The organism is Rhizobium sp. RU36D (genome assembly GCF_900176345.1).
Classification (GTDB): Bacteria; Pseudomonadota; Alphaproteobacteria; order Rhizobiales; family Rhizobiaceae; genus Allorhizobium.
In genome coordinates this window covers 281,420-308,199 of the sequence record NZ_FWXU01000002.1, presented here as the reverse complement: position 1 = coordinate 308,199, position 26,780 = coordinate 281,420, and the positions used below count along the sequence as shown (strand labels likewise).

The 26,780-nt window shown below is 63.6% G+C and carries 23 protein-coding genes; 14 read left to right on the top strand and 9 right to left on the bottom strand.

Features of this window, described 5'->3' with window-relative positions:
• Positions 1 to 59: 59 nt before the first annotated feature.
• Positions 60 to 1,412: an alpha-glucosidase/alpha-galactosidase gene (locus B9A97_RS04365; RefSeq protein WP_084363768.1), complete on the bottom strand. Its 1,353-nt coding sequence runs from the start codon at positions 1,410 to 1,412 to the stop codon at positions 60 to 62.
• Positions 1,413 to 1,526: 114 nt separating this feature from the next.
• Here B9A97_RS04365 and B9A97_RS04360 point away from each other — a divergent pair, with 114 nt between their 5' ends.
• Complete coding sequence (locus B9A97_RS04360) at positions 1,527 to 2,417, top strand: AraC family transcriptional regulator (protein WP_084363767.1); 891 nt, start codon at positions 1,527 to 1,529, stop codon at positions 2,415 to 2,417.
• An 18-nt stretch (positions 2,418 to 2,435) separates the two neighbouring features.
• On the opposite strand, the gene B9A97_RS04355 is transcribed toward B9A97_RS04360, so the two are convergent.
• The 3 genes from B9A97_RS04355 to B9A97_RS04345 all read right to left on the bottom strand — a co-directional run bounded on the left by B9A97_RS04355 (position 2,436) and on the right by B9A97_RS04345 (position 5,990).
• A complete protein-coding gene (locus B9A97_RS04355; protein WP_244564125.1) occupies positions 2,436 to 3,356 on the bottom strand; it encodes a cobalamin B12-binding domain-containing protein in 921 nt (306 codons plus the stop codon).
• 178 nt (positions 3,357 to 3,534) lie between these two features.
• On the bottom strand, positions 3,535 to 5,436 hold the full coding sequence (locus B9A97_RS04350; RefSeq protein ID WP_084363766.1) for a 1-deoxy-D-xylulose-5-phosphate synthase: 1,902 nt from the start codon (positions 5,434 to 5,436) through the stop codon (positions 3,535 to 3,537).
• Positions 5,437 to 5,603: 167 nt separating this feature from the next.
• Positions 5,604 to 5,990 carry a c-type cytochrome gene (locus B9A97_RS04345; protein ID WP_084363765.1) on the bottom strand — a complete coding sequence of 129 codons (387 nt, stop codon included), beginning with the start codon at positions 5,988 to 5,990 and terminating at the stop codon, positions 5,604 to 5,606.
• Positions 5,991 to 6,149: 159 nt separating this feature from the next.
• Here B9A97_RS04345 and B9A97_RS04340 point away from each other — a divergent pair, with 159 nt between their 5' ends.
• On the top strand, positions 6,150 to 6,611 hold the full coding sequence (locus B9A97_RS04340) for a TspO/MBR family protein (protein ID WP_084363764.1): 462 nt from the start codon (positions 6,150 to 6,152) through the stop codon (positions 6,609 to 6,611).
• Between the two features lie 248 nt (positions 6,612 to 6,859).
• Here B9A97_RS04340 and B9A97_RS04335 read toward each other — a convergent pair whose 3' ends face one another.
• From B9A97_RS04335 to B9A97_RS04315, 5 genes are all read right to left on the bottom strand, one after another.
• A complete protein-coding gene (locus B9A97_RS04335; protein WP_084363843.1) occupies positions 6,860 to 8,107 on the bottom strand; it encodes a geranylgeranyl diphosphate reductase in 1,248 nt (415 codons plus the stop codon).
• A 5-nt stretch (positions 8,108 to 8,112) separates the two neighbouring features.
• Positions 8,113 to 9,480 (bottom strand): BCD family MFS transporter, encoded by a 1,368-nt coding sequence (locus B9A97_RS04330; protein WP_084363763.1) that lies wholly within the window; start codon positions 9,478 to 9,480, stop codon positions 8,113 to 8,115.
• A gap of 11 nt (positions 9,481 to 9,491) precedes the next feature.
• Entirely contained in the window at positions 9,492 to 10,412 is a 921-nt protein-coding gene (gene chlG / locus B9A97_RS04325) for a chlorophyll synthase ChlG (RefSeq protein WP_084363762.1), read from the bottom strand.
• A gap of 151 nt (positions 10,413 to 10,563) precedes the next feature.
• On the bottom strand, positions 10,564 to 12,000 hold the full coding sequence (gene ppsR / locus B9A97_RS04320) for a transcriptional regulator PpsR (protein ID WP_084363761.1): 1,437 nt from the start codon (positions 11,998 to 12,000) through the stop codon (positions 10,564 to 10,566).
• Complete coding sequence (locus B9A97_RS04315) at positions 11,997 to 12,779, bottom strand: cobalamin B12-binding domain-containing protein (protein ID WP_084363760.1); 783 nt, start codon at positions 12,777 to 12,779, stop codon at positions 11,997 to 11,999. The genes ppsR and B9A97_RS04315 overlap by 4 nt, the downstream gene beginning before the upstream one ends.
• Before the next feature lie 380 nt (positions 12,780 to 13,159).
• On the opposite strand from B9A97_RS04315, the gene bchF reads away from it, so the two are divergent.
• The 12 genes from bchF to acsF are packed head-to-tail and all read left to right on the top strand — an operon-like array spanning position 13,160 to position 26,775.
• Positions 13,160 to 13,702: a 2-vinyl bacteriochlorophyllide hydratase gene (bchF, locus tag B9A97_RS04310; RefSeq protein ID WP_084363759.1), complete on the top strand. Its 543-nt coding sequence runs from the start codon at positions 13,160 to 13,162 to the stop codon at positions 13,700 to 13,702.
• Positions 13,699 to 15,009, top strand: coding sequence for a ferredoxin:protochlorophyllide reductase (ATP-dependent) subunit N (locus tag B9A97_RS04305; RefSeq protein WP_084363758.1), 1,311 nt, complete (start codon positions 13,699 to 13,701; stop codon positions 15,007 to 15,009). The genes bchF and B9A97_RS04305 overlap by 4 nt, the downstream gene beginning before the upstream one ends.
• Positions 15,006 to 16,541 carry a ferredoxin:protochlorophyllide reductase (ATP-dependent) subunit B gene (bchB, locus tag B9A97_RS04300; protein WP_084363757.1) on the top strand — a complete coding sequence of 512 codons (1,536 nt, stop codon included), beginning with the start codon at positions 15,006 to 15,008 and terminating at the stop codon, positions 16,539 to 16,541. The genes B9A97_RS04305 and bchB overlap by 4 nt, the downstream gene beginning before the upstream one ends.
• Positions 16,513 to 20,286, top strand: a complete 3,774-nt coding sequence (locus tag B9A97_RS04295; protein ID WP_084363756.1) for a magnesium chelatase subunit H — start codon at positions 16,513 to 16,515, stop codon at positions 20,284 to 20,286. The genes bchB and B9A97_RS04295 overlap by 29 nt, the downstream gene beginning before the upstream one ends.
• On the top strand, positions 20,283 to 21,212 hold the full coding sequence (gene bchL / locus B9A97_RS04290; RefSeq protein ID WP_084363755.1) for a ferredoxin:protochlorophyllide reductase (ATP-dependent) iron-sulfur ATP-binding protein: 930 nt from the start codon (positions 20,283 to 20,285) through the stop codon (positions 21,210 to 21,212). Before B9A97_RS04295 ends, bchL begins: the two co-directional genes overlap by 4 nt.
• Before the next feature lie 9 nt (positions 21,213 to 21,221).
• Positions 21,222 to 21,938, top strand: coding sequence for a magnesium protoporphyrin IX methyltransferase (gene bchM / locus B9A97_RS04285; protein WP_084363754.1), 717 nt, complete (start codon positions 21,222 to 21,224; stop codon positions 21,936 to 21,938).
• Positions 21,935 to 23,377: a BCD family MFS transporter gene (locus tag B9A97_RS04280; RefSeq protein WP_084363753.1), complete on the top strand. Its 1,443-nt coding sequence runs from the start codon at positions 21,935 to 21,937 to the stop codon at positions 23,375 to 23,377. Before bchM ends, B9A97_RS04280 begins: the two co-directional genes overlap by 4 nt.
• A gap of 34 nt (positions 23,378 to 23,411) precedes the next feature.
• On the top strand, positions 23,412 to 24,197 hold the full coding sequence (gene puhA, locus B9A97_RS04275; RefSeq protein WP_084363752.1) for a photosynthetic reaction center subunit H: 786 nt from the start codon (positions 23,412 to 23,414) through the stop codon (positions 24,195 to 24,197).
• Positions 24,194 to 24,865 carry a photosynthetic complex putative assembly protein PuhB gene (puhB, locus tag B9A97_RS04270; protein WP_084363751.1) on the top strand — a complete coding sequence of 224 codons (672 nt, stop codon included), beginning with the start codon at positions 24,194 to 24,196 and terminating at the stop codon, positions 24,863 to 24,865. Before puhA ends, puhB begins: the two co-directional genes overlap by 4 nt.
• Before the next feature lie 10 nt (positions 24,866 to 24,875).
• A complete protein-coding gene (gene puhC, locus B9A97_RS04265) occupies positions 24,876 to 25,367 on the top strand; it encodes a photosynthetic complex assembly protein PuhC (RefSeq protein ID WP_084363750.1) in 492 nt (163 codons plus the stop codon).
• On the top strand, positions 25,364 to 25,669 hold the full coding sequence (locus B9A97_RS04260; protein WP_084363749.1) for a hypothetical protein: 306 nt from the start codon (positions 25,364 to 25,366) through the stop codon (positions 25,667 to 25,669). Before puhC ends, B9A97_RS04260 begins: the two co-directional genes overlap by 4 nt.
• 56 nt (positions 25,670 to 25,725) lie before the next feature.
• Entirely contained in the window at positions 25,726 to 26,775 is a 1,050-nt protein-coding gene (gene acsF / locus B9A97_RS04255; RefSeq protein ID WP_084363841.1) for a magnesium-protoporphyrin IX monomethyl ester (oxidative) cyclase, read from the top strand.
• Positions 26,776 to 26,780: the final 5 nt, after the last annotated feature.

Genomic DNA, 26,780 nt, shown 5'->3' with positions numbered 1-26,780 from the left:
AGATTGATTTGTACCCAATCCTCGGAAGGCTCTATGTCGTCAGCCGGTAAAACTCTGTCCTAGCCGATCCGCGCCCATTCCGGGATCCAGTCGCGATGGGCGATCAGGAGATCGTCCACCAGCGACCAGATCTGGTCGAGATCCAGTTCGGCTGACGTATGCGGATCGAGCATGGCGGCGTGGTAGAGATGCTCGCGGTTTTCCGTCATCAACGCGGCGACCGTCAGTTCCTGGACGTTGATATTGGTGCGCATCAGGGCCGTGAGTTGCGGGGGCAGGGCGCCGATATAGGTCGGCTGGATGCCCGAGGCATCGACAAGGCAGGGCACTTCCGCCGCGCAGTTTTGCGGCAGGGATGTGATGCAGCCGTTGTTGCGGACATTGCCGTAGATCACCGAGGGCTCGCCGGTCCAGACCGAATTCATGATAGAGGAGGCATATTCGTGGCTGGCCTTCACCTCGATCGTCTCGGCCGCCTTATACGCCTCCGCCTCGTGCTTCCAGCGCTCCACCTGCTCGATACAGCGCTTGGGATACTCGTCCAGCGGAATGCCGAATTTCTCGATCAGGTCCTCGCGGCCTTCCTTGATGAAGTAGGGCGTGTATTCGGCGAAATGCTCCGAACTTTCGGTGACGAAATAGCCCAGCCGCGTCAGCATCTCGTAGCGCACCTTGTTCGGGCAGCGCGGGTTCCAGTGGCTCGGCTTGGGGAAGCGGCCCTCGCGATAGCCGGCCAGCAGGTCCGGATAGAGATTGCGATAGCTGCCATCGGGCTGACGATGCTCGAAGGCGAGGTAGAAGGCCATGTGGTTGATGCCGGCGGCGCGGTAGCGGATCTCCTCGACCGGGATATCGAGATCGCGCGCCAGTTCGTAAGCCGTGCCCTGAACCGAGTGGCAAAGGCCGACCTGGCGGATGGCGGGAAATTTCTCCGCAATCGCCCAGGTGTTGATGGCCATGGGGTTCACATATTGCAGCATGATGGCGCGGGGGCAGACTTCCAGCATGTCCTCGCAGATCTTCCACAGATGCGGGACGGTGCGCAGGCCGCGCATGATGCCGCCAATGCCGAGGGTGTCTGCAATCGTCTGGCGCAGGCCGTATTTCTTCGGCACCTCGAAGTCCGTCACGGTGCAGGGCTCGTAGCCGCCGATCTGGAAGGCGACCACCACGAAATCGGCATTTTCCAGCGCCTTGCGCTGGTCCGAATGGGTCTCGATCCTGGCCTTGACGCCGAGCGTCGCGGCAAGCTTGCGCGCCACGATCTCGCTTTCACCAAGCCGGACCGGATCGATATCCATCAATGCAATCGTGGCATTGGCGAGCGCCGGCCGCTGCAGCGCGTCGCCGATGATGTTTTTCATGAACACCGTGGAGCCGGCGCCGATAAAGGTGATCTTGGGGTGCTGCATGGCAATCTCTGTGGCAGTGGGTAAAATCGAACGCTCGGCTATCTGCTTGCCGAGCGCTTTTATAAAGGAATATTCTAGCCTCAGGGGACTGGTATAGAGAGGGATTGTGCTTTCATGGGTAATTCTGTGCTGGAGCGACTTGCGGGTTCCGGATCCTTCATGAAGATCATATCGCTGCCCCATGGCCGCCACCGGCTGCACACCATGCCCACCAGCACCGGCTATGAACTGCGCACCGAGCCGAGCTATGACTGGGACGGCCGCAAGCGCGGGCAGACGCCGTTCACCGTTCTGCAGCACACCCTGGAGGGGGCGGGCAATCTTCGCTACGAGGACCGCAATTATCGCCTTGGGCCCGGCGAGACGCTTTTGCTGACCGTGCCGCACAACCACCGCTACTGGCTGGAGCCGGGCGGTCGATGGGCGTTTTTCTGGCTGTCGATGAATGGCGAGGAGGCGCTGCGGCTGCACCGGGCGGTGCTGGCGGCGGCGGGGCCTGTCCTGCGGCTGAAGCCTCAGACGATCGAGCATCTGGCTGGTTGCTGCCTGCGGCTGGCCAAGGGCGAGGCGGAGGCGCCGGGGCGAGCCTCGGCAATCGCCTACGAGGCGGCCATGGCCCTGCATGACGATGTCTTTGGCGGGCACCCTGCCGATGGCGCCGAGGGCAATGCCATGCGGCTCGTCACCGAGCATATCGAGCGGCATCTGGATCGATCCCTCGATGTCGACGAACTCGCGCGGATTGCCGGCCTCAGCCGCTCGCATTTTTCCCGCAGTTTCCTGAAGGCGGAGGGCATGCCGCCGGCGCAATTTGTGCTGGGCCGACGCCTGGCGCGGGCCACCAAGCTTCTGGCCGAGACCGAAGCGCTGTCCGTCAAGGAAATCGCCGCCCGCTGCGGCTTCGACAACGCCAACTATTTCGCCAAGGTCTTTCGCCTGCATTTCGGCGCCAGCCCGACCGAGTTTCGCACCACCGGCATGTATGCCAGCCCGCCGGCGGCATAGAAGCTATGGCACGCCAACTCAGGCGTGGCTGGCGAGTTGCACGACATCCAGCGCGGAGCGGGTGACGAAATCCGCACCGATGCGCTGGAAGGCCAGGGGCGAGGCGATCACCGCCGGCCCTCCCAGGGCGATTTTCATGCCGTGGGTCTGGCGGTTCGAATGCACGCGGTGGATGGCCTGCGAACACTCCGCCAGCTCGTCCACGCGCCCGACCGAGATGCCCAACAGCCGGTAGGGCTTGCGCGACAGCCGCATGTAGAGTTCGTCGTCGATCTCCAGATCGCTGCCGCCCTCCACGGTCCAGCCCATGTCGCGGAAACAGGAGGCGACGATGGAGACGCCGATCGTGTGCATGGCGCCGCGCGTACGGGCCAGCAGGATGCGCCGCTGCTCATTGGTTTCCGGTGCGCGCTGGGTGACGGCATGGGACACATGATTGACGATCATGGTGAGCCGCGTCGAGGCCATCGCCACCTGCATGAAATCCGCTTCATCCGTGCACCAGAGATCCCCCAGACGCGCAGCAACCGGCGCGAACAGATGGATGGCCAGCGTCTGGACCGGAACCGAGGCCCCCAGCAGGTCTTCGATGAAGCTGCGGTGGTGGCGCGGATCGGGATCGAAAAGACACTTGACCAAGGCGTCGCGATAGCGGACCGCCTTTTCAGTACCCGGCATCTGGCGGGCCGTGGGATGATGCTCCGGATGCAGCGACAGATCGTGATCCGTCAAGATCATCTGGCCCTGCTCGGGGCGCAGGATTTCCTGATGGCTGGCGCCGACAATATTCGACACGGATCGACGGATCACTCTCTCGAGCAACCGATGATCGTTCTTGTTGAGTTGCGCGTCGTTCTTCCCAGCAGCCGAGGCCGCGGGGTCACCCGCAACATTGGGGTTTTGGGCCCCTTCTGGATTGTCTGGCTTCTTTCCGGCCATGTCCCCCTCCCGGTGATTGGCCTATAGCGTCTCCCGCGCTTGGGTGAACATACCGTATCTTTGCCCATGCGCAAATTCTTTAGTGCCGCCAGATGCAGTTTGCCTGCATTATGGTTCCAGCTATTTGTCTTACGCAATTCCGGACGCAAAACCGCTGCACACTTTTGCTGGAATTGCTCTAGCGATTCTCCGGTCGCATCAAAGGCGATGGCTGACGTCGCTTGCTTGGCGCCTGCGATACGGGCCGGATTGCCATCTTGCTCTCCCAGGGCAAGGCTTCCACGACCACCTGTTCGATATGGCGTGCGCTCAGGCCCGCCGCGTCATACATCTCCTCCTGGGACCCTTGAGCGATGAAACTGTCCGGCAACGTCATGTTGCGGATGGCGCAGCGGCCGTCCAGCAGGCCGCGTCCCGCGAGATGGTGCAGCACCAGAGCGCCGAAGCCGCCGCTTGCGCCTTCCTCGACCGTCACCACCAGTCTGTGGGTCGCGAACAACTCCTCGATCAGATGGGTGTCCAGCGGCTTGGCAAAGCGGGCATCGGCGACGGTGGCGGAGATGCCGCGCATGGCAAGCGCCCGCCGCGCCTCAAGACAGGGGGCAAGACGGGTGCCGAAGGACAGGAGCGCGACATGGCTCCCGGTCTCGATCACACGACCCTTGCCGATCGGCAGCACGGTCCCGCGTGCCGGTAGCGCTGCGCCGGTTCCCTCACCGCGCGGATAGCGGAAGGCAATCGGCCCCGCATCATGGGCGGCTGCAGTGGCCACCATATGCACGAGTTCAGCCTCGTCGCTGGCAGCCATCACGGTGAAGCCGGGCAGGTTTGCCAGGTAGCCGACATCAAAGGCGCCGGCATGGGTGGGGCCATCAGCGCCCACCAGTCCGGCGCGGTCTATGGCAAAACGGACGGGCAGGCTCTGCAGCGCCACGTCATGGACGATCTGGTCATAGGCGCGCTGGAGGAAGGTGGAATAGATGGCGCAGAAGGGTTTCATGCCGCTCGCCGCCAGCCCGGCCGCAAAGGTCACGGCATGCTGTTCGGCTATGCCGACATCGAAGGCGCGCTCGGGAAAGACGCGGCCGAAGATATCCACACCCGTGCCGGCCGCCATCGCCGCCGTGATCGCCACGATGCGCGGATCAATCTCGGCCTCGGCGACAAGGGCGGTGGCAAACACCTTGGTATAGCTCGGGGCTTTCGCCAGCAGTTTTTCCTGCACCCCGGAGGCGATATCGAAGCGGCTCACGCCATGATATTTGTCGCTCGCCTGCTCCGCGGGCTGATAGCCGGCTCCCTTGCGGGTGACCGCATGCAGGAGAACAGGGCCTTCACCCTTCGCGCGCAGTTGGCGGAGCGTTTGCAGCAATCCCGTGAGATCATGGCCATCGACAGGGCCGTGATAGGCAAAGCCGAACTGCTCGAATAGGCTGATCTCAGGACGATCGGCCGCACCGGCGCGGACGGGTGCGGCGAGCCGGTCAAGATGGAAAGACAGTGCCCCCGACGGCGGGGAGATCGACATGGCATTGTCGTTGAGAATGACGAACAGGCGCTGGCCAAGCGCGCCGGCATTGTTGAGCGCCTCGAAGGCCATACCCGCCGACATCGCCCCATCGCCGATGACGCAGACCACGTCGCCGACATCGGCGCCGAGTTCGCGGGCCACGGCAAAGCCAAGCCCTGCAGAGATGGACGTGGAGGAATGGGCGGCACCGAAGGCGTCGTGCACGCTTTCCTTGCGCCGCGTGAATCCGGAGGGACCACCCTTCCGGCGCAGGCTGCGCATCATCTGCCGGCGGCCGGTCAGCACCTTGTGCGGGTAGCACTGGTGGCTGACATCCCAGATGAGCTTGTCGCGGGGCGTATCGAAGACCGCGTGAATGGCCACGGTCAGCTCGATGACGCCAAGGCTGGAGCCGAGATGGCCCCCGGTTTCCGCGACGATGCTTAAGGTTTCCGCGCGCAATTCGTCCGCCAATTGCAGCAATTCGTCATCCTGCATGCGGCGCAGGTCGGATGGGTCCTGCACCCGGTCCAGCATGGGCGTCGTCAAATAAGAAGTTATCGAGCCCATGGCGTTTCCTCCCCCCGCGAGCAGATCCTGGCTGTCTCAACGGCCCCGCCAATTCCTGTTGGTGGGGCCGGGTTCGAGCCGCATGCGGCTCATGCGTGGCGGAAACCGGGTGGCCTCAGGCTCTTATCCCGCGTCCCGCGCGCTGCCAGAGGCAGCCTGGCCTGATCTCACGGCGTGCTGAACTGCTTGAGATAGGCGATGACGTTGACGACTTCATCGTCCTTCTTGAGGCCGGCAAATGCCATCTTGGTGCCCTTCACCAGGCCCTTGGGATCGGGCAGATAGGTCTTGAGCAAGGCCTCATCCCAGACCTTGCCGGCGCCGAATTCCACCATGGCCGGCGAATACTTGAAGCCCTCGACGGTGCCCGGCTGGCGGCCGATGAGACCCTTCAGGGATGGGCCGACCTTGGCCTTGTCACTATCCACGTTGTGACAGGCCATGCACTTGTTGAACACAAGCTTGCCGGCGGCGGCGTCTCCCTCCTGTGCCAGGGCGAGCGATGGCGCAAGCGCCAAGGACACAAGCGTAGAGACGATGAGAAATTTCGACATTCTAACCTCCAATGACGATGCTGCAGTTGAAAATGCGGATAGGCGAACGAAGTGCTCTGTGTCGTACTCCTCTCGAAGGCACCGATTGCATCCGCAGCGTTGCGCAATGCCGTCGGTGGTGTAGTCTCCAGCCCCAAACCTCATTCAATGGAGCAGGCCATGTCTGCCATCGTATTCATCGTCATCGTCGCCCTTGCCGCCTCCAGTGGGGCTCTTTTCAAGCCGGGCGAATGGTACGAGACCCTGCGCAAGCCCTCCTGGACGCCGCCCAAATGGGCCTTTCCTGTCGTCTGGTCGCTGCTCTATATCGGAATTGCCTATGCCGGCTGGCGCATCTGGACGCTTGCCGGATGGTCTCTGCCGCTTGCCTTCTGGACCTGCCAGATCATCGCCAATGCCATTTGGTCCTGGCTTTTCTTTGGCCGCCGCCGGATGGACCTGGCGCTGGCCGATATCGCCGTCCTGTGGCTGTCGGTGCTTGGCTTCCTGGTGACCGCCTGGCCGATCTCGCAGGCCGCGGCTCTGGTGTTCGCTCCCTATCTCGCCTGGGTCAGCACGGCCGCCTTCCTCAACTACACCGTCCTGCGCCTCAATCCGAGGCAGGAAGATAGGGCCGCGTAGCAGGATATCAATGGCGTGGGCGACAAGCGCGCCCGCCATCAGCACCAGGATCAGCGAGCCGTTTCCGCCCTGCAATGCTAGGCCCACCGCGACGAGAAGACAGGTGCCCGAACAGGCATTGGCGGCGAGCGACCGGAAGCGTGCCGCCGGGTTCGCCGACATCAGCGACAGGGCCGCGGTTTCCGCCCAGAGGATGGCGACGGCAATCGCGCTGATCCAGCCGGACGCCAGCATGTCGAGCAGAAGGGTCATTTCTGCCTCGCGGGTAATCGGAAGAGTTCGCGCATGTCCTTGAAGAACACCCTGAGATGGGCGAAGGGATCGCGCCGCACGAGCTTCTTGTTGAGATAGGATTCCCAGGTAAGCCGCTGGACATCCGGATCCGCGCACATCGCCACGAATTTCTCGCGCAGGCGGTCATTGCGATACCAGACGGCCTGCATGATGCCGAGGATGAAAAACACCCGGCCATGGGCGCCCATGAAACTGCGTCGGGCCTGGCGAAGCGCGGAGGCCTTGCCCGTTTCAAGACAGGTGTTGACCGCATCGGCGGATAGCCGACCGCACAGCATGGCATAGTGGATGCCCTCGCCCGATGCCGGAGCGACCGTGCCGGCGGCATCGCCGGCCAGCAGGATGTTGCGGCCATTGTCCCAACGGCGCATGGGTTTCAGGGGCAGCGGTGCGCCCTCCCGGCGGATCGTCCGGCAATCGCCAAGCCCGGCGGCGCGTCTCAGTTCCGCCGTGGACTGGCGCAGGTTTAGGCCCTTGAGCGCCGAGCCGCAGCCCACGGACGTGTGCGGCCCGTGCGGAAAGATCCAGCCGTAGAAATCCGGCGAGATGCGCCCGTCATAGATCACGTCGCAGCGGTCTGACGTGAACCGGTCCGGATCGCTTTCGGCGGGGCTCTCGATGATCTCGTGATAGGCAAAGACGTAGGGCGGACGGCTGCTCGGCGGAAATTTGAGCCGCCGCACCGTTGAATTTGCCCCATCAGCACCGATGACCATGCGCGCGCTGACGGCAACCCGTGCCGAGGAAGACTTCCCATCAGTCGACATCGTCAGCCGCAAGACGCCGTTATCGGCGTCCTCTATCGTTTCCAACCGCCCGATGAGCCGGTGCGCGCCCGCCTTTTCGGCCCTTTGCCGCAGATAGGGATCGAACGTCGCCCGGTCCACCATGCCGACATAGCCAATCTCGCCGATGCGCATATCCACGGCGCGGCCTGATGGCGCGATCACCCGCGCGGCATTGGCGCGGGCGACCACCAGGTGGTCAGGAATGGCAAATTCCTTGAGGGATTTGGAGGGAATGGCACCGCCGCAGGGCTTGATGCGATTGCCGGGATCGACCAACAGCACCGTTCGCCCGCTCGCCACCAGCGTTTCCGCTGCAATGGCGCCGCAGGGGCCGCCGCCGATGACGGCGACATCAAACAGATCGGGCCATTTTGGGTCTGGCAAATGGCGGGGATGGTCAAGGCCGTGTTCCATCTTGGTCACTCCGCCGGTTGCGCCGAAAGCGAACAATGGGTGGTGGTGGCAGGGCTTTTCTGGCTGCGGATACTGACAGCCAGAAGCGCCGACACGAGAAACAGGCCGGCTTCGATGGCAAAGACCATGGCGAAAGCGCTGCTGTCGGCTCCGGTGAATTGCCGCCCAAGATCCAGCGCGACGCTGCCGATCAGCCCGCCCAGGCCAAACGAGACCGCCTGGGCCGCACCCCAGACCCCCATGCGCATGCCGGCATTGCCCGTGGTGCCGCGCGTTGCCAGCGCCATCATGGTGCCGATGGCGGCCACCGCGAACATGCCGTTCATGAAGCCGAGCAGGAAGACATTGGGCTTGAGCGCCCAGTGCGGGGCAAACATGGCCGCGAGACTGAGCAGGCCAAGCGCGACGGCGGAACCGAGGCAGCCCGCAAGGATGAAGAATTTCGGCAGGGCCGGAAAGCGTCGTCCAAGTGCGAACCCGCCCAGGCCGACCACGGCCATGCCGATGAAGATGCCCGCATGCTGCACGCCGGACAACTGCGTGGACTGGCCCGGTGTCATGCCGAACAGCAGCCCGGCAAAGGGCTCCAGGATCAGGTCCTGCGTGGAATAGGCCAGCATGGACATGAAGATGAACAGGGTGAACAGCCGGGCCTCGCGATCCGCCCAGACCTCCCGCAGGCTCTGGCCGAAGCTGGCGACGGGCTGCGACGGCTCCTTGACGGGAAGAATGGCCGGTTTCTTTTCGACGCCTGCGAGCGCAAGCCAGGAGATCAGAAAGGCCACCAGGCCGGTTGCGGCGGTGACGCGCACCAACTGCCCATGCGAATAGGGATCGAGCAGGATACCGGTGACGATCGAGGTGACGATGATGCCGAAGATCATCATCATCCAGGTGATGGTCGCCGCCGTTGCCCGCCGTTCGGGCACCGTGCGGGTGGCGATAAGTGCCAGCAGCGATGTGCCGCTGGCGCCGATGCCGACACCGATCAGGATATAGGCCAGGAATGCCACCGTCAGCGCGAGCGCCTGGCTATACGCGAACAGAAAGGTGGTGGCCGCCGCGAGCGTGCCGGAGAGCGCCAGGATCGCAAGCCCGAGCAGGATCCAGGCTGTGCGCGACCCGCCGGTATCGGACCGGTGTCCCCACACAGGGCGGGTGATCTGCACGCCATAGTGAATGCCGACCAGCAGGCCGGGAATGACGGCCGCAAGGCCGAGTTCCACGATCATGACGCGGTTCAAGGTGGAATTGGTCAGCACGACGATCGCGCCCAGGGCGGCCTGGACCAAGCCCAGCCTGACGATATCTAACCATCCCAGTCCTGACCGATAACCCCTGAAGGATGGAATCTTCGCAGCATTGCGGGGCATCGGCATCTCCTTCAGCCTGGCAAGGGCGTGGTGGCCAGATGGCGCAATCCAAATGCGGCCACCATCATGCCGCTGACATAAAGTCCGACGCCGACCGACGAGTACCAAACGGCACGCCGCACCGGGTCGCGCAGAAAGCGGACCATGCAGGTCATCTGGATGGCCGTCAGCACGCCGACCGCAAGGCCGTAGACGGGAAGGTCCCAGCGCAGCAGCAGGGCGATGACGACGACTTGCGGCAGCACCATCATAGCGCAGGCAATGCGGGCGGCGGCGCGCGCGCCGTGCAGCACCGGCAGCGTCAAGATCTCCATCTTGCGGTCGCCGCGGATCGACTTGAAATCGTTGAGTGTGAGGATGCCATGGGCGCCGATGCCGTAGAGCAGGGCAAGGACCATGACGGGCATGGACGGCGCCAGGCCGGTGACGGCCGTTGCCGCGGTGATCCAGGGCAGGGTTTCATAGCTCAGGCCGACGGCGCCATTGCCGATCCAGCCGTTTTGCTTGAACCGCAGCGGCGGCGCACTGTAGGCCCAGGCAAAGGCCAGTCCTACCAGGGACGCGACAAACACGTAAGGACCGAGCAGGGCCGCCGTCAGCGCCGAGATCAGCGACATGGCGATGGCGATATAGAGCCCCCAGCGCCCCGGCATGCGACCCGATGGTATGACCCGGTGCGGCTCGTTGATGGCATCCACATGGCGATCGAACCAGTCATTGGCAGCCTGGCTGGTGCCGCACAACAGCGGGCCCGCCAGAACCACGCCGGCCAAGGCCGCCCATGCCATGGAGCCGAAGGGCTGGCCGGACGAGATGGCGCCGCAGGCATAGGCCCACATGGGTGGAAACCACGTGATGGGCTTCAGCAAAGCCAGCACCGCGGAGGGGCTCGGCCAGTCGCCATGATCGGTAGGGTTGCGGGTGATATCCATGGCCAAATGCTATGCCCGGCCCTGACATGTGTCAACAAAAATTGACACTATCGACTATGTTGACACTTCCGCAGCGCAGCACGATGCGCACCATCCCCCTGGCATGGCCATGAGACCATGCGGACTTGATGGTTGGACGGTATTGAAGGTGTCAGTTCGCGGGGCGATAGTCTTCGAGGCCGTGGCGCCGAAGCTTGATGTAAAGGCTCTGCCGGGACAGGCCGAGAATTTCGGCGGCGGATGCCCTGTTGTTGTTGGTCTGGTCGAGGGCGGCTTCGATGCAGATCTTCTCGATGACATCGAGCGATTCGCGAATCAGTTCCTTCAACGGAACCTTGCCCACCAGATTGGCAAAGCCCTCGGCCTGATCCGTCACGCCCGGCGCGGGGATGGCGGGACGTTCCGAGACGGCCGGCTGCGCGATGAGCACGATCTGGATCTGTCCCGACTCAGGATTTCGACGCGCTGATATCTGCACGGAACGGTCGCCGGCGAGATTGTCCGTCAGGATCGAGGAGAAACCCCTGATGATCTGCTCTTCCGCCAGGCGGGAATAAAGCAGGTGGACATCGAGCGGAGACCGGGAGAACCAGGTCGCAAGGTTCCTGCCGACCACCTGCGCCACCGAGGGCGCGTGGACGAGATCGAGGAACAGGGTATTGGCGGAAAGGACCTGCCCCTGGGCATTGGTCTGTACCGACGCTTCCGGGATGTCGGCGAGGTCGACGACATGCTCGCTGGGACGGTCGACATGCTGCCGCTTGGTCTCCTGCGTGTCGGCGCTCGGCCAGGCGGATACGATGAGGTTTGTGACGCCATTTTCCCGGTAGGAGCGCAGATTAAGCGAAATCGCCTCGCCTTTGGCGGTCTTCAGCGTGTCCAGTTGCACCGGGTTCGGGCTGTGGCGCGCCTCGCCCATGGCGTCGCTCAGGAGATCGCGATCCTGCTTGCGGAATAGATCGCGCATCGGCTTGCCGGCAAGGCTCGCCGCTCCCGTGCCGAGCAGGCTTACCGCCGCCGCATTGGCATCGAGCACGGTTTTTCGTTCGCCATCGATCATCAGATGGGCAATGGTGGAGATCCGGAACGCCGTGCGATAGCGGGCCTCGGCCTCCTGCAGCTCCCGGTAATCCGCCTCCAGTTCCAGCTGGGTCTCGACCAGCCTTTGCTGGTCCTGCATCTGCTGGCGCAGGTCGCGGCCGATGACGAGCGTGTAGGGAAAATCCGCCGACGAAAAGGCCGAATACAGCACCGGAAGGTCCGGCCGGCCGTGGCTTGGATGATTGATCTGGTAGCCGCGCGCGTGGCGCACCTTGTCCTCGCCGGTCAGCATGGCATCGACCTTGATGACGGATTCCATCGTGACCAGGTCCTGCAGGCGCTTGCCCGCGGCCTTGTCGAAACCGTAACTACCGATATCAGGATCTGACCAATGGGTGCTGACGACGTGGCCGTCATGGTCGACGAGCAAGACGATGTCGGCACCGAGGCCGATGATGGAGCCGATGGACTTGGCATCCATCGCCTTCAGCAAACTGACGGCGACCTCCAGGCCTTGCGCCGCGTTCTTGCCGTTAACGGGCTTCATCGTACGAGCCCATCAAGTCCACTGGCATTGACAGCCGCCCTCCGGCCCGACGCTTTTGTCCGCCGACTAATCGTTTCGAGTTCGAAAAATCTTTCGCAAATCCGAGTAGCGGAGTAAACGCTGTCACATATGCAGTCAATCCCCAAACCTACAAGAAAATCAATGGAATCCAAGGCTGCTGCACCGCCGACGACAATGGGCACCCGGCTATCCGGACGACACGACCTTACCGTTGAGACAAGATCGCCGAAGGCACCCTTGAGTTGCTGATTGCTCCAGCCGATGCAAACCACATCGGCCTGTTCGATGAGCGAACAAACATAGGGGTCCTTTGGTTCCCTGCCATCCAGCAGATGCGTAGACCAGCCCATGGCATCGAACAACAGGCCCAGCATGTGCTGCATCAGCGTGTGCTGCTCGCCGAACGGGGTCAGCAGCACGGCCAGCGGTGCATTGGGATCCGAGTGCAGGCTCTTGATCTGGAACGACAGCAGCTTGATCAGCTCCTGCAGCCGCGCGGCGCCGATGGTGACGTCCACGAAATCGCAGTCGTCGCTGATCCACTTGCTGCCGAGCTGGCGGGCCGTGGTCTCGATGAACAGATATTTGACGAATTCCGGCTCTCCGGATGGCAATTCCCGCCGCAGGAAGTCGAGAAGCATGGACGTGCGGACGCCCGGTCGCACCACGAGATCGCAGAACGAGGCCAGAGCCTTGCTGTAGCGGTTATCGTGCTCCAAACCTATGTCGTACCGCGATGCCAGCCTTTCGGCGGTCATGGGCGCCACCGTTGCGTGAATGATGCTGCGGAGCTTTTCTCGTTCTTCGGTCAGTAAGTAGCCCGCCCAGCCATGGGGGGCAAGTGATCCATTGGAATTAGGCGTCGTCGCCGGTCTTGGTGCCGCAAGGGCTGGACAGTCTGCGCCATCGATGAAGGTTCTGTCCATGTGCCCGCGCGGAAACGCCTCCCATCAGCGATCAGAGCTATGCGTCGCGCGGCGCCCCACCCAGCGATCTGCGAGCAAGTCCAGCATGCCTAGACCAAAGGCGAATGTAAATAAAAATTTACGTCAATCTAGATTGACACTTTTGAGATTGCGGGATTACTGTTTCCTATCCCGAGCAGCCCCACGGGATGCATCCGGGAGGGGACGTGATCATGAAGGGCAAGACCGAACAACCGGCACAAGCCACCATCCTCTACAGCGAGGAGGAGCGGCGCAGGCGTGATCAGAGCGGGTGGACCCTGGTTCAGGGCATCCTCGCCCCCATCCAGTTCCTGGTGTTTCTCGTCAGCGTGTCGCTGATCCTGCGCTACCTCTGGACGGGCCAGGGCGTTGAATGGGCCGAACTGTCCGTCGTCGTGAAAACCCTGACGCTCTATGCGATCATGATCACCGGGTCGATCTGGGAAAAGGAAGTCTTCGGCTGCTACCTGTTTGCGCGGCCATTCTTCTGGGAAGACGTCTTTTCCATGCTGGTGCTCGGCCTGCACACGGCCTATCTCGCAGCGCTCTATTGGGGCTCCCTGACATCGGAGGAGCTGATGCTGCTTGCGCTGGCCGCCTATGCCACCTATGTCGTCAATGCCGGCCAGTTCGTCTGGAAGCTCAGGATGGCAAGGCTTGATGCCGCCCGTCGCGACAGCCTGCTCATGTCAGGCCGAAGCGGTGGGTTCCATGCCGGGGGCGTTGCCTCATGAACCAGCCCCTGCCGACCTCCTGCGCTACACCACCGGCTGCAACTGCTGCGACGATCCGCCAGCGGGGGCAGCATGAAGTATTTTGCGGGCTGACATCGATCATCTGGCTGCATCGCAAGGTGCAGGACGCTTTTTTCCTGGTGGTCGGCTCCCGCACCTGCGCGCATCTGATGCAGTCGGCCGCCGGCGTTATGATCTTTTCCGAGCCCCGCTTTGCCACCGCAATCATGGAAGAACGTGATCTCGCCGGGATGGCGGACATGCATGACGAGCTGGACCAGGTGGTAGCCCGGCTTCTGGAGCGTCGGCCCGATATCCGCATGCTGGTCCTTGTCGGCTCCTGCCCGTCTGAAGTGATCAAGCTCGACCTCAACCGCGCCGCCGGGCGGCTCAATGCCCACTATGCGCCGCGCCACCGGGTGATCGCCTATTCCGGCAGCGGCATCGAGACGACCTTCACCCAGGGCGAGGACAACTTCCTTGCAGCCCTGGTGCAGGACCAGGCCACGCGGCCAGCCAAATCAGGGGCAGCCAGGCTTGTGGTTGCCGGCTGTCTGGCCGATGTCGTGGAAGACCAGTTTTCCCGCCTGTTTTCGGCATTCGGCCTGTCGGACGTCGTGTTCCTTCCAGGCCGCCACGCCACCGACGGCCTGACGATTGATTCCAATACCCGCTATGTCCTGGCGCAGCCCTATCTGGGTGCGACCGCCGCAGCCCTTGAAAGCCGCGGCGCCACCCGTATCGATGCCATCTTCCCCCTGGGAACCGAGGGCACGACGGCCTGGCTATGGGCAATCGCATCGGCTTTCGGTATCGACCGCGCCCGCTTCGACGGGATTGTCGACCAGCCGCGCCGCCGCGCCGAGCAGGCGATATCGCATTATCGCCCCTGGATCGATGGCAAGCGGGTCTTCCTGTTTCCCGATTCGCAGATGGAACCCTCGCTCGCCCGCTACCTGCATCAGGAGCTTGGCGCCGAGATCGTCGAGATCGGCAGCCCCTATCTGCATCGCGAACATGTCGCCGGCGAACTGGCCTTGCTGCCGCCGGGCGTGGCGATTTCGGAAGGCCAGGATGTCGATATCCAGATCGATCGCTGCCGCCAGGCCAATCCCGACCTGATCGTCTGCGGCCTTGGGCTTGCCAATCCCTTCGAGGCCGAAGGGCGGATCACCAAGTGGTCGATCGAATTCGCCTTCACTCCGATCCAGGGCTACGAGCAGGCCGGCGACCTGGCCGAACTCTTTGCCCGGCCGCTGATGCGCAACAGCATCCTGACCGGCAGAAACCGGGAGGCCGCGCAATGAAGCTGTCGATGTGGACCTATGAAGGACCTCCCCATGTTGGCGCCATGCGCATCGCCGCCTCGATGAAGGGCGTGCATTACGTGCTTCATGCGCCGCAGGGCGACACCTATGCCGACCTCTTGTTCACGATGATCGAGCGTCGGGCCTCGCGTCCGCCGGTCACCTACACCACCTTCCAGGCGCGCGATCTCTCGGGCTCCACCGCTGATATCTTCAAGGCCGCCTGCCGCGATGCGGTGGCCCGCTTCGAGCCTGAGGCGCTTCTGGTCGGCGCCTCCTGCACGGCGGAGCTGCTGCAGGACGATCCGGGCGGGCTGGCCCGCACACTGGACGTAAACGTGCCGGTCGTGCCGCTCGAGCTTCCCTCCTATCAGAAGAAGGAAAACTGGGGCGCATCGGAAACCTTCTATCGCCTTGTGCGCGCCTTTGCCGGCTCGGCCACCCGCCCCGCGGAGATCCCGGCCAACAGCTGCAATATTCTCGGGCCGACCTCGCTCGGCTTCCGCTGCCGCGACGACGTGACCGAGATCGTGCGGCTGCTGACGGAAGAGGGGCTCGACGTGCGCGTCGTGGCACCGCTGGGTGCCAGCCCTGCCGATCTTGCCCGGCTGCCGGACGCCGCCTTCAATATCGTGCTCTATCCCGAACTCGCCGACGTGACGGCCCGCTGGCTGAAGAAGACCTATGGCATGCCCTATGTCTCGACGGTTCCGATCGGCATTGGCGCGACGCAGGATTTCCTGGCGGAGGTCCGCGCCCTGGCCGGACTTGCGCCAAGGGAGGCGGGCCAAGACCAGGCCTCCGGCCGCGACCGCCTGACCTGGTATGCGCGCTCCGTCGACAGCAATTACCTCACCAACAAGCGCGTCTTCATCTTCGGCGATGCGACCCATGCGATTGCCGCGGCCCGCATCGCTTCGGAGGAATTGGGCTTCCGCGTCTGCGGGCTCGGCACATACATGCGCGAATTCGCCCGCGAGATCCGCGAGGCGGCGCAAGCCTACGGGATCGAGGCGCTGGTCAGCGACGACCATCTCGACGTCGAAGCAGCTATCATCGCAGCCCGGCCGGAACTGGTGCTCGGCACGCAGATGGAACGCCACATCGCCAAGCGACTGCGGGTGCCGTGCGCCGTGATCTCGGCGCCGGTGCATGTGCAGGATTTTCCGGCCCGCTACTCGCCGCAGATGGGGTTTGAAGGCGCGAACGTGATCTTCGACAGCTGGGTCCATCCGCTGATGATGGGCCTGGAGGAGCATCTGCTGCAGATGTTCCGCGATGACTTCGAATTCAACGACGGTGCCGCTGCCTCGCATCTGTATCCCCATGCCGCCGAAATCATCGAGGACGCGCCGGCACTCGCCGCGGAAACGCTGGTCTGGACCAGCGACGCGGAGAAGGAGCTGAAGAAGGTTCCGTTCTTCGTCCGTGGCAAGGCGCGCCGCAATACCGAACTCTTTGCCGCAAGCAAAGGTATCCGACCCATCACCGTGGAGACGCTGTATGACGCGAAAGCCCATTTCGCCCGCTGACAGCGCCCCCATAAGGGTGGTGCTGGTCACGCTAGACAATCACATTGCGGCCGCGGTGGACGATGCCCGCCGCTCACTGGCCAGTGACCTGCCAGGCCTGACGCTCTCCGTCCATGCCGCGACCGACTGGGCCGAAAATCCTGCAAGCCTCGCCGCCTGCCGCGCGGCGATCCTTGAGGGCGACATCATCATCGTCTCGATGATCTTCGTCGAGGAGCATGTCGCCGCGATTGCCGATGTGCTTGAGGCCCGCCACCGCGCATGCGACGCCATGGTATGCTGCATGTCGGCCGGCACGATCATGAAATTCACCAGCATGGGCCGCTTCCGCATGAGCGAGGAGCAGAAGGGACCGCTGGCGCTCCTGAAAAAGCTGCGCGGCTCCAGCTCGCGCAATGGGCGCGACAGCGGCAAGACGGCGGGCGAACGCCAGCTCGCCATGCTGCGCCGCCTGCCGCAATTGCTGCGCTTCATTCCCGGCACGGCGCAGGACGTGCGCAACTACTTCCTGACGCTGCAATACCGGATCGCCGCCTCCGACGAGAACATCGCCAATATGGTGCGGCTGCTGGTCAGCAAATATGCCAAGGGAGAGCGCAAGGCGCTGCAAGGCCGCATCATCGTCGGCGAGCCGGTGGCCTATCCCGATGTCGGGCTTTATCATCCGCGCCTCAAGCCACGCGTCACCACCCAGCTGAAGCAGCTCCCGCAGGTCACCGATTGCCGAGGCACGATCGGGCTGCTGTTGCTGCGCACCTATATCCTGTCAGGCGATACCGGCCATTACGACCGGGTGATCGCGGCGCTGGAAACCCGCGGCTATAGGGTCGTTCCGGTGTTCTGCAGCGGGCTGGACATGCGCTCGGCCATTTCCCGTTTCATGGACCCGGCCGAGGGCGGGTTGAAGATCGACGCGCTTTGCTCGCTCACCGGCTTCTCGCTTGTCGGCGGGCCGGCCTACAGCGATTCAAAAGCTGCCTCCAAGACCCTGGAACAGCTCGACATTCCCTATCTCTCGGCCTTCGTCACCGAGTTTCAGTCCAGGGAGGCCTGGCAGGCGTCTTCGCAAGGGTTGACGCCGATCGAGACGACCCTGATGGTGGCGATCCCCGAACTCGATGGCGCCACCGGCTCCATGGTCATCGGCGGCCGCTCCGATTGCGGCGGCAAGGCAAAGGCCTGCATCTGTGCCCGGGAGCTGGGACAATGCCCGACCGGCCGTGCCTGCATGCAGCCGGACGACGAACGCGTCAGCCTGCTGGCCGATCGCCTGGCGACGATGGTCGACCTGCGCCGCGCCGCCCGCAGCGACCGCCGGCTGGCGATCACCATCTTCAACTATCCGCCCAACAGCGGCAGCATCGGCACCGCGGCCTTCCTGTCAGTGTTCGAAAGCCTGTACGCGACCATGACCAGGCTCTCCGCCGAGGGCTATGACATCGCCGTGCCGCCGAGTGTCGATGCCCTGCGCGAGATGATCCTTGAAGGCAACGCAGCGCTGCATGGCACAGAGGCCAATGTGCACGCCGTGATCGCCACCGACGACCATGTGCGGCGGGAGCGGCATCTGGCCGATATCGAGAAACATTGGGGCCCGGCACCAGGGCGCGTGTTGAGCAATGGCCGCGGCATCTTCGTGCTCGGCCGCCAGTTCGGCAAGCTGCTGGTCGGCATCCAACCGCCCTTCGGCTACGAGGGCGACCCGATGCGCCTGCTGTTCGAGACAGGCTTTGCGCCCAATCATGCCTTTGCCGCCTACTACCGCTATCTGCGGGAGGGCTTCGGCGCGGATGCCGTGCTGCATTTCGGCACCCATGGCGCGCTGGAATTCATGCCGGGCAAGCAGACGGGTCTCTCCGGCACCTGCTGGCCGGACAGGATCCTGCAAGGGCTGCCGAACTTCTATTTCTACGCCGCCAACAATCCGGCCGAAGGCTCTATCGCCAAGCGCCGCTCGGCTGCGACGCTGATCTCCTATCTGACACCGCCGATCACCCAGGCAGGGCTCTACAAGGGGTTGAGCGAGCTGAAGGCGAGCCTCGACCGCTATCGCCTCACCCTGCCGGATGCCGTGGCTGAGCGCGAGCGCCTGATGTCACTGATCCGCGTCCAGGCCGGGCAGTTGGAGCTGGTGGAAACGATCGCCGATGCCGGCGACGCGGCTTTCATCCAGCATTTGGTCGGCGCGGTGACCGAGCTTGAATATACCCTGATCCCCCATGGCCTGCATGTGGCCGGCCGTGGCATGGACCGCGCCGAACGGCTCGACATGCTGGAGCATGTGGCCGCCGGCATGGAGCAGGCGGCCAAGATCCGCGATATCAAGGCGCTGGTCGCCGCGGTCGTCGACCAGAACCAGCCGGCCGTAACGGCAGCTCTTGGAACCGCCGACCAGGGTCAGCTAGATATGGCAGCGCTGCTGTCGCAGATGAATGCCGGCCTCATTGTCAATGAAGAGCTTGAAGGCATCGTCAAGGCGCTGGATGGGCGGTTCGTCATGCCATCTCCCTCGGGCGATCTGCTGCGCACGCCCGAACTCCTGCCGACCGGCCGCAACATCCACGGTTTCGACCCCTTCGGCATCCCGAGCGCCTTTGCCGTCCAGGATGGCGAGCGCCAGGCGGCGCGGGTGCTGGAACGCTACATGAAGATCGACGGACGGCTGCCGGAAACGGTTGCCATCGTGCTGTGGGGCACCGACAACCTGAAGACCGGCGGTGCGCCGCTGGCCCAGGCCATGGCCCTGATGGGTGCACGCCCCAAGCTCGATTTCTACAACCGCGTCTGCGGCGCGACGCTGATCCCGCTCGAAGACCTGAAGCGCCCGCGCATCGACGCTGTCATGACCCTCTCGGGCATCTTCCGCGATCTGCTGCCGATCCAGGCCAGCATGCTGGCCGAGGCAAGCTATCTGGCAGCGACCGCCGACGAGCCTGTCTCGATGAACTTCATCCGCAAGCATGCACTCGCCTATAGCGAAAGCCATGGCTGCGATATCGAAGCCGCTGCCTACCGGGTCTTTTCCAATGCCGACGGAGCCTATGGCGCCAATGTCAACATGCTGATCGGCTCCTCGTCCTGGTCCGACGACCAGGAGATTGCCGACACCTATACCAACCGCAAGAGCTTCGCGATCAACCGCAAGGGCAAGACCAGCCACCAGGCCGAGGTGCTCGATGCTGTCCTGGGCGAGGTCGATATGGCCTATCAGAATCTCGATTCCGTCGAGATCGGCGTGACCACGATCGAGAACTACTTCGATACGCTGGGTGGCCTGACCAAGGCAGTGATGCGCGCCAAGGGTGAGTCATCGCTGCCGGTCTTCATTTCAGACCAGACCCAGGGCGAGGGCAAGGTGCGCACGCTCGGCGAGCAGGTGGCGCTGGAAACCCGCACGCGCACCCTTAACCCCAAATGGTTCGAGGGCATGCTGAAGCACGGCTATGAAGGCGTGCGCAATATCGAGACGCAGGTGACGAACACGCTTGGCTGGTCGGCGACGACAGGCGGCGTTGAACCCTGGGTCTACCAACAGATGACCGAGACCTTCCTGCTCGATCCGCAGATGCGGCAGCGGCTGGCCACGCTCAATCCCGCCTCCACATCCCGCGTCGCCGCGCGGCTGATGGAAGCGCACGAACGCAACTATTGGCAGCCCGATGCCGAAACCCTCGCCGCGCTCAGGCTGGCCGGTGAGGAGCTGGAAGACCGTCTTGAAGGCCTGTTCAGGGAAGCTGCACAATGAATATCTTTACCCATCCCAAGACCGTGGAGCGGGAGGCCCGCATTGCCGAAAGGCTGCGCCGAAACGCCGATGGCGAGGGCAGCGTCCAGGTCCATCTCGATCCGACGATGGAGATCGACGGCGCCAAGGTCTTTGCCGTCTATGGCAAGGGCGGCATCGGCAAGTCCACCACCTCGTCCAACCTGTCCGTCGCCTTTTCGATGATCGGCAAGCGCGTGCTGCAGATCGGCTGCGATCCCAAGCATGATTCCACCTTCACGCTGACCAAGAGCCTGATCCCGACCGTCATCGACGTGCTGGAAAAGGTGGATTTTCACACCGAGGAACTTCGGCCGGAAGACTATATGGTTGAAGGCTTCAACGGCGTGCAGTGCATCGAGGCGGGCGGCCCGCCGGCCGGCACCGGCTGCGGCGGCTATGTCGTCGGCCAGACGGTGAAGCTCCTGAAGGAGCACCACCTGCTCGATGACACCGATGTCGTGATCTTCGACGTGCTGGGCGATGTCGTCTGCGGCGGCTTTGCCTCGCCGCTGCAACATGCCGAACGCGCGGTCATAGTTGCCGCCAACGACTTCGATTCCATCTTCGCGATGAACCGCATCGTCGCCGCCATCAAGGCGAAGTCGAAGAATTACGATGTCCGGCTCGGCGGTGTGATCGCCAACCGCTCGCGCGAGACCGACCAGATCGACCGCTACAATGAGGCAATCGGGCTGAAGCGCCTCGCCCATGTGCCCGATAGCGACCATGTGCGGCTGAGCCGCCTGAAGAAGAGCACGCTGTTCGAAATGGGCGACAGCCCGGAAATCCTGGCGATCCAGAAGGAATATCTGCAACTGGCCGAACGCCTGTGGGCGGGGACGCCAGCGCTTGAAGCCTCGCCGATGAAGGACCGGGACATCTTCGAATTTCTCGGATTCGAGTGAGGACACGCCATGAGCCAGACCGACTACATCAGACGAACCGGCGAGATCGAGCACTACTTCGACCGCACCGCTCTGGACGCCTGGAAGCGGCTGACCGGCGACCAACCGGTTGGCGGCATCCGGGCCACCGTGCGCAAGGGCCGCGATGCCATGCGCCGGACGCTGGTCGATTGGCTGCCGGAAGACCTGACGGGCTGGCGGATCCTGGATGCCGGCTGCGGATCGGGCGCGCTCTCTCTGGAACTGGTGGAACGCGGCGCCGATGTGCTGGGCATCGACCTTTCCGCCCAGATGATCGCCTTTGCCCGGCAGCGGGCCATGGAGCAGCACGCAGCAGACCGGTCGCGCCGGGGTTCCGTGCGCTTCGAAAGCGGGGATATGCTCGATCCGCGGCATGGGCATTTCGATGCCATGATCGCCATGGACGTGCTGATCCACTACAGCCCTGCCGATGCTACACGCGTGATCGAGCAGATGGCCGCCCGCACCTCGCAGCGCCTTGCCTTCACGCTGGCCCCCGGCTCGCGCCTGTTGCGCACCATGCTGGCGGCCGGTCGCGCCTTCCCGCGCGGCAATCGTTCGCCGGCGATCTACCCGGTCGACACTTCGGCGCTGGTCGGCAATCTCGTCGCCAAGCCAGGCATGGCGGACTGGTCGATCGGCCGCACAGAGCGGGTTTCGATCGGTTTCTACACCTCCCAGGCCATGGAGGTGACGCGCGCATGAGGATCGGTGCCGCCAATCGCAGGCTGATCGGGCTCTGGCAAAAGCTGGGGACGCGGTTCATGCCGTTTGCAGATGCGGCCAGCGCCGAGATGCCGCTGTCGCGGCTCATGCGGCTATCCCTGTTCCAGATTTCCGTCGGCTGCGTCATGGTTCTGCTCAACGGCACGCTGAACCGCGTGCTGATCGTCGAACTCGGCGTGCGCGTCGATCTCGTCTCCGCGGTCATTGCCATTCCGGTGCTGGCCGCTCCGCTCCGGCTGTTCTTCGGCTATCGTTCCGATACCTACCGGTCCGTGCTGGGCTGGCGGCGCGTGCCCTATATCTGGCTCGGCAGCCTGCTGCAGTTCGGCGGGCTGGCAATCATGCCGTTCGCCTTGCTGCTCATGCAATCCCAGACGGTGGGGCCGGAATGGGCCGGCGTGGCCGGGGCCTGCCTTGCCTTCCTGCTGACCGGCTTTGGTATGCATATGTCGCAGACGGCGGGCCTGGCGCTGGCCAGCGATCTGGTGCCGGCCGAGAAGCGGCCAAGGGTGGTGGCGCTGCTCTATGTCATGCTGCTGGCAGGCATGATGGCCGCGTCCTTGTTCTACAGTTATTTCCTTGTCGATTTCTCGGCCAAGCAACTTATCCAGGTCATCCAGGCCACTGCGCTTTTCACCATGGTAATCAATGTGATAGCCATCTGGAAGCAGGAGGCCCGCAAGCCGCTTCTGACGGCAGTTGACCGCAGTCAACCGGGATTCCTGGAGGCGCTCAGCACCTATCGCAGCGATCCCGGCACCATGCGCCTTTTGCTGGCCGTTGCCGTTGGCTCGGCTGCCTTTTCCATGCAGGACGTGCTGCTGGAACCCTATGGCGGCGAAATTCTCGGCATGTCCGTTGGACATACGACGCTGCTGACGGGGCTATGGGCCGCCGGCACGATGGCCGGCTTCTTCTGGGCTGCAAGCAGCCTGGACAGGGGCGGGGAGATGTACCGGATCGCCGCGCGCGGCCTGCTGGTCGGCATTGCCGCCTTCTCGGCCGTGATTTTCGCCGAACCGCTGGATCTCGACGGCCTGTTCTACATCGGCGCCGCCGGCGTCGGCCTTGGCGGTGGGCTGTTTGCCGTCGGCACCATGCTGGGCGCCATGGCGATCTCGAAGCGCTCCGACAGCGGCATCGTAGTCGGCGCCTGGGGTGCCGTGCAGGCAACGGCGATCGGTGCAAGCATGCTGCTGGCCGGAGTGCTGAAAAGCGGCGTCAACGCACTGGCGCTGAGCGGCAGTCTCGGCGAGGCCATGACCAGCCGCGCTTCGGGCTATCTCGTCGTCTACACCTTTGAAATCATTCTTATGTTCGTCTGCCTTGCGGTGCTCGGTCCCCTGACGGGCCTGCGCCACCGCGGCAGCAATCATCACACAGACATGCGTTTTGGCCTGGCGGAGATGCCCGGCTGAATGCCGGCGCGCGCCATCAATTGGAGGGGCAAACATGATCGGATCTCTGGGCGGCAATCTCGACGTGGCGCAGGTTGTGCTCTACGCCTTCTGGATCTTCTTCGCCGGCCTCATCTGGTATCTGCGGCAAGAAGACCGGCGCGAAGGCTATCCGCTCGAAGCGGATGCCACGGGACACTACAACAAGCATCCCTTCCTGTTCGTACCGCCGCAGAAGACCTTCGTCCTGCCGCACGGGCAGGGAACGAAGCAGGTGCCGGATTTCGTGCGCGACACCAGGCCTTTGGCGGCCCGCCGCGTCGCGCCGGCCCCGGGCTATCCGATCGAGCCGGTCGGCAATCCGCTTCTGGCGGGAGTCGGTCCCGGCTCCTGGGCCGAGCGTGCCGAAAAGCCTGACATGACGGCCCATGGCGACGCCCGGATCGTGCCGCTGCGGGTGGCCGAGGGCTTCGGCATCGCCGAAGGCCAGGTCGATCCGCGCGGGCTGGCCGTGTTGGGTTGCGACCGCAGGCCGGCCGGCACCGTCACGGATGTCTGGGTTGACCGCGCGGAGCAACTGATCCGCTACTACGAAGTGGCCGTCGGCACGGGCGAGGCGGTGCGCACCGTCCTGCTGCCGAACAATTTCGTCGTGGTGCAGACGGGCCGGGGCGGCATTCGCCATCTCTACGTCCATGCGGTGACCTCCGAACAGTTCGCCGATGTCCCAGCGACGGCCAAGCCGGAAACGGTGACGCTGCGCGAGGAAGACAAGATCATGGCCTATTTCGGCGCCGGCCTGCTCTATGCCCTGCGCGAACGGCAGGAGTCGCTGCTGTGAAACAGTTCGTTACGCGAGAGCATGAAATCGAGCCGATTCCGGGACTTCCCGGCAGGCTGCCGGAGGGTGAACAGATCCTCTGGCAGGGTCGGCCCTCGGCGCGGCTCGTGTCCCGCCACGCGCTCAAGAGCCACTGGATCGCTTTCTATTTCGTGGTGCTGGCAGTTTGGGCCGCGGCTTCAGGCTATGCCGATGCCCAGCCCTTTGGCGGCATTCTGTTTTCCGTGGCGGTGCTGATCGGCCTTGCCGCCGCCGTGCTCGGCATGATCGAGCTGTTCGCCTGGGGCGTGGAACGCACGACCCTCTACACGATCACCAGCGAACGGGTGGTCATGCGGTTCGGGGTGGCCTTGTCGATGACGCTGAACCTGCCTTACCGGCAGATCGACACGATGGCGCTCGGCAAACTCGGCGGCGACAAGTCGGGAACGATTGCAATTGCCCTTCGGCCCGGTGCGCGCCTGTCCTGGCTGGTGCAGTGGCCGCATGTACGCGGATGGCGTTTTTCCCATCCGGAACCCAGCCTGATCTGCCTTGATGATGCCGAGGCGGTCAGCGATCTCCTGGCGCTCGCCTATACGCGCGCCTCGGTGTTCCGGGCTGACCGGGGGCAGCGGATGCCGATCAATGCGCCGGGCTTTGCCCAGGCCCAAGTCGCAGCCGAGTAAGAGAAAAGCCATGTCATCCGCACTCAGCCTCGGTTATCTCGGACGCAAGGGCAAGCCAACCAAGCGCATGCCCGCCGGCATCATCCTGGCCGCCATCGCCCTGCTTGCCTTCTCCGCCGCAGCGGTCGTCTTCGGACAGGCGACAGGCATCGGCCTGGTGAAGCAGCAGGCCGGACAGCCGGTCGCCGTGCGGGACGTGACGATCACCCGTGGCGCTGGCGATACGGTCGTCGTGACCGACGCTGCGACCGGCCAGACCGTTGCCGTCTACCCGCCTAAGGCCGGCGGCTTCGTGCGCGGTTCGCTGCGCGCCTTCGAGCGAATGCGCCAGGTGGCTGCCGTGCCCGCAGACGCGGCCTACCGCATCATCCAATGGAATACCGGCCGCGTCAGCCTGTCTGACACGGCAACCGGGGAACGCATCTATCTCGAGGCTTTCGGCCGCGACCAGGCGACCGCATTTGCCGCACTGCTTGATCCAAAAGGAGGACCACGCCCATGAATCCCGTATTCGCTTTGATGCGTCGACGTGAACTGGTCGATTGCACCGTAGAGATCAACAACACCTTCGAGGCGCTTGGCGCGCATCTGCGCTTCGACAACGGCGTCATCGTGCATCCTGGTGACGAGGTCCTGGTTCACGGCGCGCCGGTTTCGATCCCATATGGCTCGACCCAGCAGTTCCGGCGCAAGGCAACGATCACCCGGGCCGGCGCCCTGGAGCGCGCCTGGACGCGCGCCACCGGCGACCTGGACATGATGGAATTGTGCGAATTCAGCTTCACGGAGAGGGCATTGTCATGAACAACCATGTTTCCCCAAGCCATCTGACCGATCACGAGCCAACGGTCGAGGAGCGGATGGCAGGCGTCAATGATACGACCCGCAGCGCGCTGGTCTCCACCATGCTCACGCCCCGCTTCTACACCACCGATTTCGACGAGATGGACAAGATCAATGTCGAGCCGGTGCGGGCGGAATGGGACGTCCTGATCGCGCAGATGAAGAGCGACCCCAACCGCGGGCACTTCAAGCGCAATGAAGACTGGGACGACATCGACATCGACGCGCTTCCCGACGGTCTGCGCGAGGAATTCATCGACTTCCTGGTGTCGTCGCTGACGTCTGAATTCTCCGGCTGCGTGCTCTACAAGGAGATGAAGCGCCGCGGCAAGAACCAGGAGATCTGCGAGCTGTTCGGCTATATGAGCCGCGACGAATCCCGCCATGCCGGCTTCATCAATGATGCGCTGAAAGAGTTCGGCATCGGAGTGAACATGGGCTTCCTAGCCAAGGCGAAGAAATACACCTTTTTCAAGCCCAAGTTCATCTACTATGCCACCTATCTCTCCGAGAAGATCGGCTATGCCCGCTACATCACCATCTTCCGGCACCTGGAGAAACACCCGGAGCAGCGCTTCCACCCGATCTTCAAGTGGTTCCGCCAGTGGTGCAATGACGAATTCTCCCATGGCGAAGCCTTCTCGCTGATCATCCGCTCCGACAAGCGGCTGATGGAGGGGTTGAACAAGTACTGGATCAAGTTCTTCCTGCTGGCAGTCTTTGCCACGATGTATGTCCGCGACCATATGCGGCCCGAGTTCCACAAGGCGCTGGGTGTCGACATCGACGACTATGACATGCGGGTGTTCCGGCTGACCTCGGAAATATCAAGGCAGTGCTTCCCGCTGGTTCTGGACCTCGACAATCCCGCGCTGCGCGAAGGCTTCCGCCGGATGGAGCGTATCAATCGCAAGGTGATGGCCGCCAATGAACGTGGCGGCCTTGTTGGGCGGGTCGCCAAGGGCTTCTGGTCCGCCGCTGCGGCTATCAATTTCGTGCGGATGTATGCCATCCCAACGAAATCGAACACCATCCCCGCCATCTCGCGCCTGCAGCCGGTCTGGTAGGGAGA

Bases quoted from the DNA above. Each gene is read 5' to 3' on its own strand.
- B9A97_RS04365 (WP_084363768.1), bottom strand. From the start codon at position 1,412: ATGCAGCACCCCAAGATCACCTTTATCGGCGCCGGCTCCACGGTGTTC.
- B9A97_RS04360 (WP_084363767.1), top strand. From the start codon at position 1,527: ATGGGTAATTCTGTGCTGGAGCGACTTGCGGGTTCCGGATCCTTCATG.
- B9A97_RS04355 (WP_244564125.1), bottom strand. From the start codon at position 3,356: ATGGCCGGAAAGAAGCCAGACAATCCAGAAGGGGCCCAAAACCCCAAT.
- B9A97_RS04350 (WP_084363766.1), bottom strand. From the start codon at position 5,436: ATGGGCTCGATAACTTCTTATTTGACGACGCCCATGCTGGACCGGGTG.
- B9A97_RS04345 (WP_084363765.1), bottom strand. From the start codon at position 5,990: ATGTCGAAATTTCTCATCGTCTCTACGCTTGTGTCCTTGGCGCTTGCG.
- B9A97_RS04340 (WP_084363764.1), top strand. From the start codon at position 6,150: ATGTCTGCCATCGTATTCATCGTCATCGTCGCCCTTGCCGCCTCCAGT.
- B9A97_RS04335 (WP_084363843.1), bottom strand. From the start codon at position 8,107: ATGGAACACGGCCTTGACCATCCCCGCCATTTGCCAGACCCAAAATGG.
- B9A97_RS04330 (WP_084363763.1), bottom strand. From the start codon at position 9,480: ATGCCCCGCAATGCTGCGAAGATTCCATCCTTCAGGGGTTATCGGTCA.
- chlG (WP_084363762.1), bottom strand. From the start codon at position 10,412: ATGGATATCACCCGCAACCCTACCGATCATGGCGACTGGCCGAGCCCC.
- ppsR (WP_084363761.1), bottom strand. From the start codon at position 12,000: ATGAAGCCCGTTAACGGCAAGAACGCGGCGCAAGGCCTGGAGGTCGCC.
- B9A97_RS04315 (WP_084363760.1), bottom strand. From the start codon at position 12,779: ATGACCGCCGAAAGGCTGGCATCGCGGTACGACATAGGTTTGGAGCAC.
- bchF (WP_084363759.1), top strand. From the start codon at position 13,160: ATGAAGGGCAAGACCGAACAACCGGCACAAGCCACCATCCTCTACAGC.
- B9A97_RS04305 (WP_084363758.1), top strand. From the start codon at position 13,699: ATGAACCAGCCCCTGCCGACCTCCTGCGCTACACCACCGGCTGCAACT.
- bchB (WP_084363757.1), top strand. From the start codon at position 15,006: ATGAAGCTGTCGATGTGGACCTATGAAGGACCTCCCCATGTTGGCGCC.
- B9A97_RS04295 (WP_084363756.1), top strand. From the start codon at position 16,513: ATGACGCGAAAGCCCATTTCGCCCGCTGACAGCGCCCCCATAAGGGTG.
- bchL (WP_084363755.1), top strand. From the start codon at position 20,283: ATGAATATCTTTACCCATCCCAAGACCGTGGAGCGGGAGGCCCGCATT.
- bchM (WP_084363754.1), top strand. From the start codon at position 21,222: ATGAGCCAGACCGACTACATCAGACGAACCGGCGAGATCGAGCACTAC.
- B9A97_RS04280 (WP_084363753.1), top strand. From the start codon at position 21,935: ATGAGGATCGGTGCCGCCAATCGCAGGCTGATCGGGCTCTGGCAAAAG.
- puhA (WP_084363752.1), top strand. From the start codon at position 23,412: ATGATCGGATCTCTGGGCGGCAATCTCGACGTGGCGCAGGTTGTGCTC.
- puhC (WP_084363750.1), top strand. From the start codon at position 24,876: ATGTCATCCGCACTCAGCCTCGGTTATCTCGGACGCAAGGGCAAGCCA.
- B9A97_RS04260 (WP_084363749.1), top strand. From the start codon at position 25,364: ATGAATCCCGTATTCGCTTTGATGCGTCGACGTGAACTGGTCGATTGC.
- acsF (WP_084363841.1), top strand. From the start codon at position 25,726: ATGGCAGGCGTCAATGATACGACCCGCAGCGCGCTGGTCTCCACCATG.